Here is a 14,477-nt window from a genome sequence, read left to right as displayed (position 1 = left end):
GACGACCGCGACCCGCTACTAGGGTGAACACACGTCGGCCGGCCAGGGCCGGTCCGACCGCACGACACACGAAAGCAGAGGTAGCCATGGCTGACCCCGCCCGCGCCCGCAAGATCGCCGACCGGATCAAGGTCATCGTCGCCGAGTACCTCGAGTTCCGGCTCAAGGACGAACGCCTCGGCTTCGTCACCATCACCGACGCCCGCGTCACCGGCGACCTCCAGCAGGCCTCGGTCTTCTACACCGTGTTCGGCAGCAACGAGGATCGCCAGGCCACCGCGGAGGTGCTCGAGGCCAACAAGGGCCGCATCCGCTCCGCCGTCGGCAAGGGCATCGGCATCCGTCTCACGCCGTCGATCGAGTTCATCGCCGACGCGCTCCCCGAGGGAGCCGCGCACCTCGAGGACCTCGTGGCCCAGACCCGTGCCCGCGACGCCGAGCTCGCCCGCGCCGCGGCGAACGCCAAGCCCGCCGGCGACCCCGACCCCTATCGCAAGCCCGCGGAGCGCACCGACGACGACGACCTCGCCGTCGGTGGGGTGGACGCCGACGTCGACGCACGATGACCGACGCCTCTGGTGGCCTGCTCGTCGTCGACAAGCCGGCCGGGTGGACCAGTCATGACGTCGTGGCGCGCGCCCGGCGGCTCTGCGGCACCCGTCGCGTCGGCCATGCCGGCACGCTCGACCCGATGGCGACCGGAGTGCTCGTGCTGGGCGTCGACCGCGGGACCAAGCTGCTGACGTTCCTCGTCGGCTGCGACAAGTCGTATGCGGCCACGATCCGCCTGGGCATCTCGACCCTCACCGACGACGCCGAGGGGGAGGCCACCCAGGCCCTCGGCGTCGACGACGTCCCGGCGCTCGAGGCCGCCCTCCCGGCGGCCGTCGCGGCCCTGACCGGCGACATCGAGCAGGTGCCGAGCGCGGTCAGCGCCATCAAGGTCAAGGGCGTCCGCAGCTACACCCGCGTGAGGCAGGGCGACTCCGTCGAGCTGCCTCCTCGGCCCGTCACGGTGAGCCGGTTCGACGTGCTCGCCGTCCGGCCGGGCACGGCGACCGTCGAGGTCGGCCCCCCGATCGACGTCGTCGACGTCGACGTCGAGGTGGACGTCTCGTCCGGCACGTACGTGCGCGCGCTCGCCCGTGACCTCGGCGCGGCGCTGGGCGTGGGCGGACACCTGACGGCGCTGAGGCGCACCCGCGTCGGCCGGTTCGGGCTCGACGAGGCCGTCTCCCTCGACGACCTGACGGCCACGGCCGAGGCGCAGGGACCGGCCGGCATACGACTGCTCCCCATCGCGGACGCGGCGCGGGCGCAGCTCCCGGTCCACGAGGTGTCGGCGGCCGACGCCGTGCGGCTCAGCCACGGGCAGCGCATCCCCAGCGGACCGGGCGGCGCAGAGGCGGTCGCCGCGATCGACCCGGAGGGCCGGCTCGTCGCGGTGCTCGACGAGACGCGCGCGACCGCACGCGCCAAGGTGGTCTTCGTCTCGTCCGGCGCCGCCGTCTGACCGGCGTGCGCGAGCCCGGGAACCCGGCCACTACAGTGGTCGCCGTGCAGCGCTGGTACGGACCCGACGACATCCCGAGCGACCTCGGGCCCACCGTCGTCACCCTCGGCAACTTCGACGGGGTGCACCGCGGACACCGCGAGGTGCTGACGCGGGTCGTGCGCGAGGCCGCCGAGCGCGGCGCCCTCCCGGTCGCCGTCACCTTCGAGCCGCACCCCATCGCCGTGCTCTACCCCGACCGTGCCCCCGCGGCTGTCATGTCGCTCGAGCAGCGGCTCGACGCCCTCGAGTCGGTCGGCATCGGGGCGGCGCTCGTCATCGAGTTCACCGCGGAGTTCGCGCAGCAGACCCCCGAGGAGTTCGTGCGCTCGACCTTCGTCGAGGCGCTGGGAGCCCGGGCGGTCGTCGTCGGCAAGGACACCCGCTTCGGCGTGCGCAACTCCGGCGACGTCGACACCCTGCGCGAGCTCGGTGCCGCCGACGGGTTCGACGTCATCGCGCTCGACGACATCGGCGAGGGAGTTGCCGAGGGGGCGCGCTGGAGCTCGACGCAGCTGCGGGCCGAGATCCTCGCCGGCAACGTCGCCCACGCGGCGCAGATCCTCGGGCGGCCGCACCGCGTCACCGGCACCGTCGTCCACGGCGACCACCGCGGGCGTGAGCTCGGCTACCCCACGGCCAACCTGTCGCAGGACCACGAGGGCCTCGTACCCGCCGACGGCGTCTACGCCGGGTGGCTGCTGCGCCTCGACCTCGACCCGTCCGATCCCGACCGGTCCCTGCCCGCCGCGGTGTCGGTGGGCACCAACCCCACGTTCGACGGCCACCAGCGCCGGGTGGAGGCGTACGTCCTCGACCGCACCGACCTCGACCTCTACGGCGAGCGGGTCGCCGTCGAGTTCGTCGACCACCTGCGTCCGACGCTGCGGTTCGAGTCCATCGACTCGCTCGTCGAGCAGATGGCCCAGGACGTGGCACGGTGTCGCGAGATCCTCTCGGCGATCGTTCCGTCCTAGCGGTCGGCGCGGGTCGTCGGGTCACCGCGGGGATCCGACGGTCCTGGCTGCGGGTCGACCTCGGCCTGTTCATCGGCGCTGCCGGACTCTCCGCCGTCGGCGTCGTCCTGGTCTGGTCGGCCACGCGGGCCGACAGCGGCGCGGCCGCAGCCCTCAAGCAGCTCGTCGCCCTCCTCGTCGGGATGGCGTTCGCGGCGGTGGTGACCCGCCTCGACGTGCGCGCCGTGCGAGCGCTCGCGCCGGTCGCCTACGGGTTGGCCGTCCTCGGCCTCGTGGCCGTCGTGTCACCGCTGGGCTCCACCGTCAACGGGTCGCGCTCGTGGATCCGGCTGCCGGGCGGGATGACCCTGCAGCCCTCCGAGCTGATGAAGGTGGCGCTCGCCGTCGGGCTCGCGATGCTGCTCGCCGAGCGCGCCGACCGAGGTATGCCCCAGCGCCACCGCGACATCGCCCTCGCCTGGCTGGTGGCCGGCATCCCCGTCGTGCTCGTGCTGGCCCAGCCCGACCTCGGCTCGGCACTCGTGCTCGTCGCGATGGCGGTGGTCATCATCGCGGCGGCAGGTGCGCCCGCCCTGTGGACCCTGGGTGTGCTCGCCGCCGGAGCCTCCGCCGTGACCGCGGCGTTCCTCACCCCGGTCCTCTCCGGATACCAGCGCAACCGGCTGCGGGCCTTCCTCGACCCGTCGCTCGACCCACAGGGCATCGGCTACCAGACCCGCCAGGTGCGCATCGCGATCGGCTCGGGAGGGCTCGGCGGCCAAGGGCTCTTCGAGGGCCGGCAGACCCAGGGTGGCTTCATCCCCTTCCAGGAGACCGACTTCGTCTTCTCGGTCGCGGGGGAGGAGCTGGGCTTCCTCGGCGCAGCCGGGCTCGTGCTGCTCATCGGCTTCATCGTCGTGCGGTGCGTGCTCGTGGCGCGGCGGGCCGACGCCTTCGGCCGGCTCGTCGCCATCGGGGTCGGTGTCTGGTTCGGCGTCCAGGCCTTCGAGAACATCGGGATGAACCTCGGCGTCATGCCCGTCACCGGCCTGCCGCTGCCCTTCGTCTCGAGCGGCGGCTCGTCGCTCATCGCCTCGTGGGTCGCGCTCGGCCTCGTCGGCAACGTCGCCGCGACCTCCCACGTGCGCTCGCACCTGCGCTCGCACCTGCGCTGACGCAGGCGGGGAAGTTACCCGCCGGTCACGGTGCGGTGTCGAAGCGCCCTCAATGCGTGACTGCCGCGTCGATTGTTGACATCATCCCGGCAAGGCGGGTGCCCGCAGACGCCGATGACTGGCGCCCGTAGTGACGAAGGAGTCCACATGCCCCTCCAGGCACTCGCCGACCGTGACGTCGACCAGGCCGTGCTCGACGACCGCGCCCCCAGCGTGGGCGCGCTGTTCCGCAACCGCGTCCGGGCCACCCCCGACGCGCCGGCCTACCTCCACTTCGCCGAGGGGTCGAGCGAGCTGACCACGCTCACGTGGGCGCAGACCCACGAGGTCGTCGAGCAGTGGGCGGCCGGCCTGATCAGCCTGGGCGTCGAGACAGAAGACCGCGTCGCCATCGCCTCCACCACGCGCCTCGAGTGGATCCTCGCCGACCTGGCCGTCATCTGCGCGGGCGGTGCCACCACTACCGTCTACCCGACGACCATCGCCGAGGACGTCGCGTACATCCTCGGCGACTCGGGCAGCGGCATCGTCTTCGCCGAGAACGACGAGCAGGTCGCCAAGCTCCAGCACGTGCGTTCCGAGATCCCCGGCGTCCGCCAGGTCATCGCGCTGACCGGCAGCGCCAGCGACGACGGCTGGGTCATCACCACTGACGAGCTGGCCCGCCGCGGTCGCGAGTGGCTCGCCGCGACGCCCGACCTCGTCGACTCCCGCATCGACCAGCTCGGCCCCGAGAACCTCGCCGTCGTCATCTACACCTCCGGCACCACCGGGCGGCCGAAGGGCGTGCGCCTCGTGCACGACAGCGTCGTCTACGAGGGCGCCGTCATCGACGCCATCGGCACCCTCACCAAGGACGACCTCCAGTTCCTCTGGCTCCCGCTGTCACACGTCTTCGGCAAGATGCTCGTCGCGACGGGCCTGCAGATCGGCTTCCCCACCGCCGTCGACGGCCGAGTGGAGAAGATCGTCGACAACATGGCCGTCATCAAGCCGACGTTCATGGCCGGTCCGCCACGCATCTTCGAGAAGGCCCACGGCCGTGTCGAGCTGATGTTCGCCGGCGAGAAGGGCATCAAGAAGAAGCTCATCGACTGGGCGCTCAAGGTCGGCGGCGAGATGCGCGACGTGCTCGCCCGCGGCGAGCAGCCGAGCCCCGGCCTCAAGCGCCGCCACGACCTCGCGACCAAGCTCGTCCTGCACAAGGTCCAGGAGCGGTTCGGCGGCCGCGTGCGCTTCATGATCAGCGGCTCCGCGCCCCTCAACGCCGACGTGGCTCGCTGGTTCGGTGCCGTCGGCCTGCTCGTCCAGGAGGGCTACGGCCTCACCGAGACGTCGTCCGGCACGACCGTCAACCAGCCCGCGCACGGCTCGTACCAGTACGGCTCGGTCGGCTGGCCCCTGCCCGGCACCGAGGTGCGCATCGCCGAGGAGGACGGCGAGATCCTCGTCAAGGGGCCCGGCGTCATGCGCGGCTACCACAACAACCCCGAGGCGACGGCCGAGGTGCTCAGCGACGACGGCTGGTTCCACACCGGCGACATCGGCCGCATCGACGACCGCGGCTTCCTCTACGTCACCGACCGCAAGAAGGACGTCTTCAAGACCTCGGGCGGCAAGTACATCGCCCCCGCGGAGATCGAGGCCCGCTTCAAGGGCCTGTGCCCCTTCGTCAGCCAGTTCCTCGTGCACGGCGCCGGCCACAACTACGCGACGGCGCTCGTCACCCTCGATCCCGACGCCGTGGCCGCATGGGCGCCGACCGCGGGCCTCGAGGGCAAGCCGTACGCCGAGGTCGTCCTCTCGCCGCAGGCGCGGGCGCTCGTGCAGGGCTACGTCGACAAGCTCAACGACGGCCTCAACCGCTGGGAGACGATCAAGAAGTTCACCATCCTCGACAAGGACCTCACGATCGAGGAGGGCGACCTCACGCCCAGCATGAAGCTGCGCCGCAAGGCCGTGACCGAGAAGCACAAGGCCGAGCTCGACGCGATGTACGCGGACTGAGTCGTCTGGCTCGCTCCGCTCGCCTGGGTTCGTGTGCCGCGCGCCGAACCCTGCTCGTCACGGTCGCGCCGGAAGGTCGAGGACGATCCCGGCGTCGGCGTGCTCCGGGTCGGGGTAGGCGGCGCGGTGCCCGTGCCGCTCGGTGAGTCGGGCGTCACCCCACCGCTCGGTGCGCTGGGTGCGGTAGTTGAACCACAGCGTGGGCCCGGCCGGTGCGTCGAGCACGACGCGCGCCAGCGCCGCGTCGTCGGGATGGTGGAAGACGTCGCCGTTCGTCGAGACGAGGTAGTGGCTCGCCGGGGCCGCCGCGACGAGCTCCCCGACGACGTTGCCCCGGCTGGCGTGGTGCGGCAGCTTGAGGGCATCCACGGAGAGGGCCTGGGCTCCCCGCGCCCGGGCGAGGCCGCGCAGCGCGGCCGCCAGGACGCTGCCGTACGCGTCCGCCCCGAGCACCACGCTGGCACCGCGGTGCTCGACGAGCAGGGCGATGCTGCTGCCGTTGGGCACCGACGAGTCCCGGGGCGACCGCTCGTCGGCGAGGTGCCGCAGGTCGTCGAGCGGGCCGAGCACGTCGAGCTCCGCGCCGCGGTCTCGATCCCGGCCGTGCAGCGCCTCACGCAGGCTCGCCTCCCAGGTGTCTGCGAGCCGTTCCAGGCGCTGCGTCGTCGGTGAGAGCACCGTGATTGCAGGCCCTTCGGGCACCGCCACCTCCACGAAGCCGCCGGAGTCGCCGGTCTCCACCGGTCCGCCGCTGAAGGCGGTGTTCCAGGGCAGCGTGCGCCCGTCAGAGGCGGCCGCCGTGCCCGAGACGAGGGGGTCCTCGGGGGCTCCGAGCAGGGCGGCGACGAGGCTCTCACCCTGCGCCACGCTCCGTGAACGGCCGGATGGCCCCTCCGCCAGATGCGTACGGCCGTTGAACCAGAAGTCGCCGACGTCGTCGGCGAGGTCGCTCGCGAGGAAGGGGAGCATCCCGCCGATGTGGTCGCTGTCGATGTGGGTGACCACGGCGACGTCGATGTGCCGGTCCTCCGGGGCGAGACGGCGCAGCCGGGCCTCGAGCAGCGGCCACGTGTCGGGAGGGCCGCCGTCGACGAGCATCCGCCACGTCGTGCCGTCGGCGCGGGGGCACTCGACGAGCAGGCAGTCACCCAGCCGCGCGGGCAGCACCTCCACGTGGATCGCCGTCGGCACGCTCGCCATCCTTCCGTCGCACCTGCTGCCCAGACTAGGACCGGCGTTCGTGCCTGTCCGGTGCTTGCGAGCGGCGTCCCGCACATCTGCGTTTTCGCGTGCGGGCGGGCGCGCACTTACCATTGACCAATGCCCGGAGAGTCCCTGTTCAACGCCCTCGAGCCCCTGCTGGAGCGGGTCAACAAGCCCATCCAGTACGTCGGTGGCGAGCTCAACTCCACGGTCAAGGACTGGCACGTCGGCGGCCACGGCCCGGCCGGCGAGGAGCTGACGACGCGTTGGGCGCTGATGTACCCCGACGCGTACGAGGTCGGCGTGCCCAACCAGGGCGTCATGATCCTTTACGAGGTCCTCAACGAGCGCGACGACGCCCTCGCCGAGCGCACGTATGCCGTGTGGCCCGACATGGAGGCGCAGCTGCGCGACGCCGGCCTGCCGCAGTTCACCGTCGACGGCCACCGCTCGGTGCGCGACTTCGACCTCTTCGGCCTCAGCTTCTCCACCGAGCTCGGCTACACGAACATGCTCACGGCGCTCGACCTCGCCGGCATCCCGCTGCACTCGGTCGACCGCACCGTCGACGACCCGATCGTCATCGCCGGCGGGCACGCGGCCTTCAACCCCGAGCCGATCGCGTCGTTCATCGACGCCGCCATCGTCGGAGACGGCGAGCAGGCGGTGCTCACGGTCACCGACATCGTGGGCGAGTGGAAGGCCCAGGGCCGCCCCGGCGGACGCCGCGAGGTGCTGCTGCGCCTGGCCCGCACCGGTGGCGTCTACGTGCCGGCGTTCTACGACGTCAGCTACCTGCCCGACGGCCGCATCCAGCGCGTCGCGCCCTCGGCCGACGCCCCCGGCGTGCCGTGGCGCGTCGCGAAGCACACCGTGATGGACCTCGACGCGTGGCCCTACCCGAAGCAGCCGCTCGTGCCGCTCGCCGAGTCGGTGCACGAGCGCATGTCGGTGGAGATCTTCCGCGGCTGCACTCGCGGGTGCCGCTTCTGCCAGGCCGGCATGATCACCCGCCCGGTGCGCGAGCGCTCCATCACCGGCATCGGCGAGATGGTCGAGCGCGGCCTCGCCGCGACCGGCTTCGAGGAGGTGGGCCTGCTCTCGCTGAGCTCGGCCGACCACTCGGAGATCGCGGACATCACCAAGGGCCTCGCCGACCGCTACGAGGGCACCCAGACCGGCCTGTCGCTGCCGTCGACCCGCGTCGACGCCTTCAACATCGACCTCGCCAACGAGCTGACCCGCAACGGGCGCCGCTCGGGCCTGACCTTCGCGCCCGAGGGTGGCTCCGAGCGCATCCGCAAGGTGATCAACAAGATGGTGTCCGAGGAGGACCTCATCAACACCGTCGCCGCGGCCTACGGCGCGGGCTGGCGGCAGGTCAAGCTCTACTTCATGTGTGGCCTGCCCACTGAGACCGACGAGGACGTGCTCCAGATCGCCGAGCTCGCCAAGCGTGTCATCGAGACGGGCCGACAGGTCTCGGGCCGCCGCGACATCCGCTGCACCGTCTCGATCGGCGGGTTCGTGCCCAAGCCGCACACGCCCTTCCAGTGGGCCTCGCAGCTCGGGGTCGAGGAGACCGACGCACGGCTGCTGAAGCTGCGCGAGGCGATCCGCTCCGACAAGCGCTACGGCTCCTCGATCGGTTTCCGCTACCACGACGGCCAGCCCGGCATCGTCGAGGGACTCCTCTCGCGCGGTGACCGTCGTGTCGGCAAGGTCATCGAGGCCGTGTGGCGCGACGGCGGCCGCTTCGACGGCTGGAGCGAGCACTTCTCCTACGACCGCTGGATGCGGTGCGCCGACGAGGCGCTCGCCGACGAGCCCGTCGACCTCGCCTGGTATACGACGCGAGAGCGCGGCGAGTCCGAGGTGCTGCCCTGGGACCACCTCGACTCCGGCCTCGACAAGGACTGGCTCTGGGAGGACTGGCAGGACGCCCTCGACGAGACCGAGGTCGACGACTGCCGGTGGACCCCGTGCTTCGACTGCGGCGTGTGCCCCCAGATGGGCACCGAGATCGAGATCGGCCCCACGGGCAAGACGCTGCTGCCGCTCACGGTCCTCGGCTCGGGACGCCAGGAGCTGCTCGAGCAGCACTGACCGCTCGAGGCGACGCCGGGGAACGCCGGGCCGTATGCCGCGTGACAGGGGAGGATGACCAGCGCGGCATACGGCGACTCGGGCCCCGGCGACACCCATCTCTGACGGTACGGACGCTCGGGCGGGTGCACATCGGATCGCCGAAAGGCGTCCGTTATGCCGCCCAAGTCCGGTGCCGAGCAACCCCGACGGGTGTGGCCCGACCGATACCGGCCGGACCACACCTCGTGGGGCGATCAGCTGGTCACGGAATGGCGTTGTTGTTGATCGCGAGGCTCGACGTCTCGTCGCCGCAGACGCCCGGGTTCGGCAGGTGGTTCGCGTCGCCGCTGTAGGTGACGAGCCACTTGTACGACCCGGCGTTCGCCGCGTCGATGGCGAACGACGTCTGGTTGCCGGTGTCGGCAGCGCCGGCCGCGAGTGCCACGTCGGCCAGGGTGTAGGCCGCCGTGCCGGTGCAGCCGGTTGCGTTCGGCCCGTAGAGCTTGAACGTCACGGTTCCCGTGGGCGTCCCGCCCACGGCGGCCGAGACGGTCACCGAGTCCTGCGGGAAGAACTTCTGGGCGGTCGAGATGTCGGCGGGCGCCCTCGTGACGAGGCTGACCTCGCCGGAGTCACCACACGTGCCGCTGACGGCATTGTTGTTGGAGTTGCCGGAGTAGGAGGCCACCCAGGCGTACCTGCCCGGTGACAGCGGCTGGAACTCCGGACTGGTGGCAGACGCCGTCGTGGCGCCGGTGCGGGTGGCCGTGACGTTCGAGAAGTCCGCCAGACGGTTGCCGACGATCCCCTGTGCCGGATCGGGGTCGACGCACGAGGTGGCGCCGATCGTCACGTTCTCGGCGAACGGTCCGTACAGCGAGAAGGTCACGGTGCCCACGGCGGGGCCGGGCGACGGGAAGAACCCGCCGCTGATGTTTGCCGTGTCACTGATCTTCTGCCCGAGCACCTGCTGAGCGGTCGCCGTGGTGGCGATGGACGGCGTCTTCGGCGAGACGGTGACGTCCTCCGCGGTCACGAGACAGCTCGGGTTGTGCGTGGCGCTCGCTGTCGTGTTCGGGCTGTCGCCGTTGTAGACGGCCTTCCAGCTGTACTTGCCGGGGGCGGTGGCCACGTACTGCGGTGTCGGTGTCGTCGCGACTCCGGACGCGTTGATGTTGCCCGTGACCGCAGCCTGGGCGACGGTCGTGCAGCTGTCCGGTCCGTACAAGGTGAACGACACCGTCCCCGTCGCCGCGTCGCGAGTCGCATTGACCGGGTCGGCGGTCTGGATGACCGGGCTCATCGGCTTTCGGGCGAGACCCGTCACGGTCGCGGTGTCGGAGAGGGTGCCGCCCACCTCGACGGCCGCGCTGGCCGTGGTGGTCACGGTCGGGGTGACCGGGTTGACCGTGAAGCACTCACCGACGCTGCTGTCGCTCGACCCGGTGATGCCGGACGCGCTGATCCCGGTGTAGGTCGCCTGCCAGCAGTACCTGCCGGCCGCGGTGACCCAGGCGCTGGGTGAGACGACCGTGACCGGGAACGTGGAGCCGGTGACCGCGACGGGGGAGCCGACCGACGTCGCCGCAGAGTCGCACGTGCTCGACGCCGGTGGGCTGTTGTTCGGTCCCGCTGCCGAGCCATCGGCCTGGCAGAGGCTGAACTGGACGGTGCCGCCGGGAGTCGCCGTTCCGCCGGCGACGGCGATGCGGGCCGAGTCCTTGACCTCGAGAACTCCGGCCGTGCCGATGGAGGCATTCGCCGGCACGTTCGTGGTTCCGTCCCCGAGTTTCGGGGTCGTCGTCGTGGTCGAGGTGCAACCGCCGACGGGCACGGTGGGCTGCAGGATCGTGTCCTTGTAGTCCGCAGTGTCGGAGTTGCCGGTGACGGTGCTCGGGATGACGTTCGCGAACGAGCGGCAGGCCTGGACTCCGCCGAAGACGGCGTCGGTCAGGTTGAGGGCGGCCTCGCCGCGGAACCCGTCGGCGCTGTAGGCCGCCGCGCTGACATCCGCGTTGAGCGCCTGCCCGGGTGGGCTGAGCACCAGGTTCGGCGCCGTGCCGCTCCACGTCCGCAGGAACAGGTCCTTGCTACCGCCCTGCTGGTCCCACAGGATCATGAAGTCGCCGGCCTTGCGCCGGGACCACGGGTTGCAGGTGTCGATGAGCTGCTGGTCGGTCTTGTTCAGGTAGTCGCAGGCGGCCGGAGGCGGGTCCTGCATGAACTCGAAGGCGATGAAGCCGCTGCCCGTGGCGTTGTCGCGCTCCCAGGCGAAGTAGAGCCAGTCGTCGTTGTCGGCGTCGCGCTTGGACCCGAGCCAGGCCTGCCTCAGGTCGACCTGCCCGTTGGGGTTGGTCAGGCCCAGGGTGGGCACGGCGTCGGAGTGGATGACGCCGATCTTCGTCGTGTTGGAGTTCAGCGGGCCGAGCTCCTTGACGGCGCCGAAGAGGTCGGGCTGGTTGTTCGGCCCGTCGCTGCCCGGCACCACCGCCAGGCCGTCGGGTCCGATGGTGAAGGGTGGCGTGGTGCCGGCCTGTGCAACGGTGGTCCCTAGGACCGCACCGCCGAGGACGAGCGCGAACGCGGCTGCGGCGCCGGTGAGCCGGCGCCGGGGCCGACCACGGGTGGAGGGCGTTCGTGAGTGTGTTCCCCGGGAGAAGATCGACGTCTTGATCATGAGATCGCCTCGACATGGTGGAGGAACCCCCGCCCGTGCGGGCGCGGGTGGCTACCCGCACGTCGATGCGCCGTCTCCCCGGGCCCCCGAGGCCCCCATGGTCCCCCAACCGCCCCCAGGGCAGCCGTCCCTGCCCTCGCGCGGCTACCCGAGCAACCACGCTAGGCAGGGCGCCGGTCGGCGTCAACAGAACGCAGAAAGTGGTCCGTTATGCATCCAGGTGTCCGGGACGTGTCGTGAAACGCCTTACATGACAGTCGGATTCCGCATTTGTCCTACACCGGGAAGCCGACGTGGGCCAGGGCCTGGCGCACCAGCACTCCGTGCGAGCCGGGCATCTCGCCGGAGGCCGCGAGCGAGGCGGCCTCGGCCGGCGTGACCCAGGAGAGGTCGAGGGCGTCCTGCTGAGGGCGGCAGTCGCCCATCACCGCGACGACGAACGCGAGCGACACCGCGTGCTGGCGGGGGTCGTGGAAGGGGGTCACGCCCGGGGTCGGGAAGAACTCCGCGACTGTGAACGGCTGGGGCGACAGCGGGACGCGGGGGAGGGCGACCGGCCCGAGGTCGTTCTCGATGTGGCGCATCAGCGCGTCGCGCACCCGCTCGTGGTAGAGCACACGCCCGCCGACGACCTCGTGGCCGATGCCGCCGCCGTCGTCGGCGCGGAGCAGCAGCCCGACGTGGGTGACGACCCCACGCTCGTCGACACGCACCGGGATGGCGTGGACGTAGAGGATCGGCAGGCGGTCACGGGCGTTGTCGAGGTCCTCGCGGCTCAGCCACGCCCCCGTCGTCTCGACTTCGGTCATGACCTCATCCTGCCAAACACCGGCCTCCGGCTCCGACACGTCCGCGGCCCGGTCGGTCGGGGTGTCGGGGCGGGTGTCGCGAACCGCCGGTGGCGGCGGCGACCCGGTGCCATCCTTGGAGATGGGGCGCGCCGATCGGAGACGATGATGCGGCAACGAGTGCTGGTGACGGTGGCGGCGGTCATGGCGTGCGCGGGCTGCTCGGTCACGGTGGGGTCGGGCCCGGTGCGCGCGGAGACCCGGCAGGTCTCCGGTTTCTCCGTCGTGCGGCTCTCCGGGCAGGGTGACGTGCGCATCGTGCGCGGCTCGACCGAGTCGCTCCAGATCAGCGCCCAGGAGAACCTGCTGCCGCAGCTGACGAGCGAGGTCTCCGGCGGCACCCTGACGCTGGGGACCAAGGACGGCACGACGATCACGACGACCGAGCCCATCACGTATGCCGTCGGCGTGAGGGACCTCCAGGGACTGGAGCTCTCGGGGTCGGGCACGATGACGGCCGCCGGCCTGAGCGGCCCTGCCCTGCGCGTCGAGATCAGCGGGTCGGGGGAGGTCAGGGTCGACGGGACCGTCGACCGGCAGGACGTCGAGGTCTCCGGGTCCGGCAGCTACACCGCCGCGTCGCTTGCCTCGAAGGAAGCGACCGTCAGGATCTCGGGCAGTGGCGCGGCAGACCTGGCCGTGAGCTCCTTGCTGGACGTCGATGTCTCCGGCAGCGGCTCGGTCGCCTACTCGGGCGACGCGAAGGTGACGCAGTCGGTCTCGGGGTCCGGCTCGGTCAGCCGGCGCTGAGCGTCGGGGCCACTCGGCAGGACACGCCCGGTCACGACGGTGCCGGCTCTCGCGACCTCGTCAGCGCAGCGACCGCAGCCACGCCCAGACGACGGCGCCCGAACGGGCCAGCTGCCCCCGGTCCACGACGGACGGCACGTCACGCGCCGAGTGGTACGCGGCGTACGGCACGCTGCCGAGACGGACGGCCGGGATGCCCACCGCCTCGAACGACACGTGGTCGCTGGCGCGGTTCGTGCACCCCCTCGTCGGCACCGGTGCGGGCGAGGCCGACGCGGCGGAGCGGACGGCGTGGGCGAGGGCCGGCGTGCCCCGGCCGCCGGAGCAGACGGGCACGGCCGCGGCACGGACGCCGACGCGGTCGAGCGCCAGCATGCCCCGCACCGCCTTGCGCTCGGCCGCGTCGAGCGCCGCGACGAAGTGTCGCGAGCCGAACGCGTACCTCGTGCCGTTGCCGCCGCGGGCCTCCTCGGCGCCGAACGCGACGAACCGGACGGGCACCGACCCGGGCTGCTCGTGCAGCATCCGGGCCACCTCGGTGAGCACCATGAGGCCCGACGCGTTGTCCTCGGCGCCCGGCGCTTGCGGCACGGTGTCGAGGTGGGCGCCCACGACCACGTGCGGCGCGCGCGGGTCGAACCCGGGCGGCTCCGCGATGACGTTGACGGTCGTGCCGGCGGGGACGCGTACGCCCCAGGAGACGCCGGCCGGCACGGTGAACGGCTGCAGCGTGACCCGGTAGCCGGCCGAGCGCAGTCGCGCTGCGACGTAGGCCGCGGCACGGTCGCTGGCCGGGCTCGCGGCGTCGCGCGGCCCGATCGCGGCCAGGTCGCGGATGCCGCCCAGCACCCGATCGACGTCGAACGGTCGTCCGCGCGGGGTGACGACGGGAGGGTTGGTTCTCGACGTCGGGTCTGCCGTGGGGGCCGGGACCGGCTCCACGGAGGTGGTCGGCGTGGTGGGCGGCGGAGTCTGCGGGCGCGTCGGGGGCTGGGCCGTGCAGGCGGCGAGGGAGAAGGTGAGGGTCGCGACGACGACCGGGGACGCCCTGCGGATGGCCATCGCCCACGCTAACCCGCCGGCGCGGTGGATCCCCGGCACCGGGCGCCGGGGATCCACCGCACTCCCACCCGGACCTGCCACCCGACGGTCATCTGTGCGGTCCGGGTCGTCGTGCGCGCGGGCGCGGCGCCGGCGGCAGGCTAGACTGGCACGCACAGG

11 protein-coding genes are annotated in these 14,477 nt (G+C 72.0%); 7 read left to right on the top strand and 4 right to left on the bottom strand.

Going from position 1 to position 14,477, the window contains the following annotated elements; all coding sequences use genetic code 11:
- The first annotated feature begins 86 nt into the window (after positions 1 to 86).
- The 5 genes from rbfA (at position 87) to ACXR8F_RS11815 (ending at position 5,690) form a co-directional block, all read left to right on the top strand.
- On the top strand, positions 87 to 566 hold the full coding sequence (gene rbfA / locus ACXR8F_RS11835; RefSeq protein WP_458800660.1) for a 30S ribosome-binding factor RbfA: 480 nt from the start codon (positions 87 to 89) through the stop codon (positions 564 to 566).
- On the top strand, positions 563 to 1,513 hold the full coding sequence (truB, locus tag ACXR8F_RS11830) for a tRNA pseudouridine(55) synthase TruB (protein ID WP_045190550.1): 951 nt from the start codon (positions 563 to 565) through the stop codon (positions 1,511 to 1,513). The genes rbfA and truB overlap by 4 nt, the downstream gene beginning before the upstream one ends.
- A gap of 44 nt (positions 1,514 to 1,557) precedes the next feature.
- Positions 1,558 to 2,529, top strand: coding sequence for a bifunctional riboflavin kinase/FAD synthetase (locus ACXR8F_RS11825; protein ID WP_045190596.1), 972 nt, complete (start codon positions 1,558 to 1,560; stop codon positions 2,527 to 2,529).
- The gene (rodA, locus tag ACXR8F_RS11820) at positions 2,493 to 3,683 is read left to right on the top strand and encodes a rod shape-determining protein RodA (protein ID WP_458800657.1); all 1,191 of its coding nucleotides are present in this window, start codon (positions 2,493 to 2,495) and stop codon (positions 3,681 to 3,683) included. Before ACXR8F_RS11825 ends, rodA begins: the two co-directional genes overlap by 37 nt.
- 147 nt (positions 3,684 to 3,830) lie before the next feature.
- Entirely contained in the window at positions 3,831 to 5,690 is a 1,860-nt protein-coding gene (locus ACXR8F_RS11815; protein WP_458800655.1) for an AMP-dependent synthetase/ligase, read from the top strand.
- Positions 5,691 to 5,747: 57 nt separating this feature from the next.
- Here the strand turns inward: ACXR8F_RS11815 and ACXR8F_RS11810 are convergent, their stop codons facing one another.
- Positions 5,748 to 6,881: an MBL fold metallo-hydrolase gene (locus tag ACXR8F_RS11810; RefSeq protein WP_458800653.1), complete on the bottom strand. Its 1,134-nt coding sequence runs from the start codon at positions 6,879 to 6,881 to the stop codon at positions 5,748 to 5,750.
- Positions 6,882 to 7,010: 129 nt separating this feature from the next.
- Between ACXR8F_RS11810 and ACXR8F_RS11805 the strand changes: the two genes are divergently transcribed.
- On the top strand, positions 7,011 to 8,999 hold the full coding sequence (locus ACXR8F_RS11805; protein ID WP_458800651.1) for a TIGR03960 family B12-binding radical SAM protein: 1,989 nt from the start codon (positions 7,011 to 7,013) through the stop codon (positions 8,997 to 8,999).
- 244 nt (positions 9,000 to 9,243) lie between these two features.
- Here the strand turns inward: ACXR8F_RS11805 and ACXR8F_RS11800 are convergent, their stop codons facing one another.
- On the bottom strand, positions 9,244 to 11,658 hold the full coding sequence (locus ACXR8F_RS11800; RefSeq protein WP_458800649.1) for a hemagglutinin: 2,415 nt from the start codon (positions 11,656 to 11,658) through the stop codon (positions 9,244 to 9,246).
- A gap of 275 nt (positions 11,659 to 11,933) precedes the next feature.
- Positions 11,934 to 12,467 carry an NUDIX hydrolase family protein gene (locus ACXR8F_RS11795; RefSeq protein WP_045190547.1) on the bottom strand — a complete coding sequence of 178 codons (534 nt, stop codon included), beginning with the start codon at positions 12,465 to 12,467 and terminating at the stop codon, positions 11,934 to 11,936.
- 165 nt (positions 12,468 to 12,632) lie between these two features.
- Here ACXR8F_RS11795 and ACXR8F_RS11790 point away from each other — a divergent pair, with 165 nt between their 5' ends.
- Positions 12,633 to 13,256 (top strand): head GIN domain-containing protein, encoded by a 624-nt coding sequence (locus ACXR8F_RS11790; RefSeq protein ID WP_458800648.1) that lies wholly within the window; start codon positions 12,633 to 12,635, stop codon positions 13,254 to 13,256.
- A gap of 60 nt (positions 13,257 to 13,316) precedes the next feature.
- Here ACXR8F_RS11790 and ACXR8F_RS11785 read toward each other — a convergent pair whose 3' ends face one another.
- Positions 13,317 to 14,318 carry a M28 family metallopeptidase gene (locus tag ACXR8F_RS11785; protein WP_458800646.1) on the bottom strand — a complete coding sequence of 334 codons (1,002 nt, stop codon included), beginning with the start codon at positions 14,316 to 14,318 and terminating at the stop codon, positions 13,317 to 13,319.
- Positions 14,319 to 14,477 lie beyond the last annotated feature (159 nt).

The organism is Terrabacter sp. AAH1, assembly GCF_054456855.1.
The sequence above is the reverse complement of the archived record's forward strand: the minus strand, read 5'-3'. Positions and strand labels throughout refer to the sequence as shown.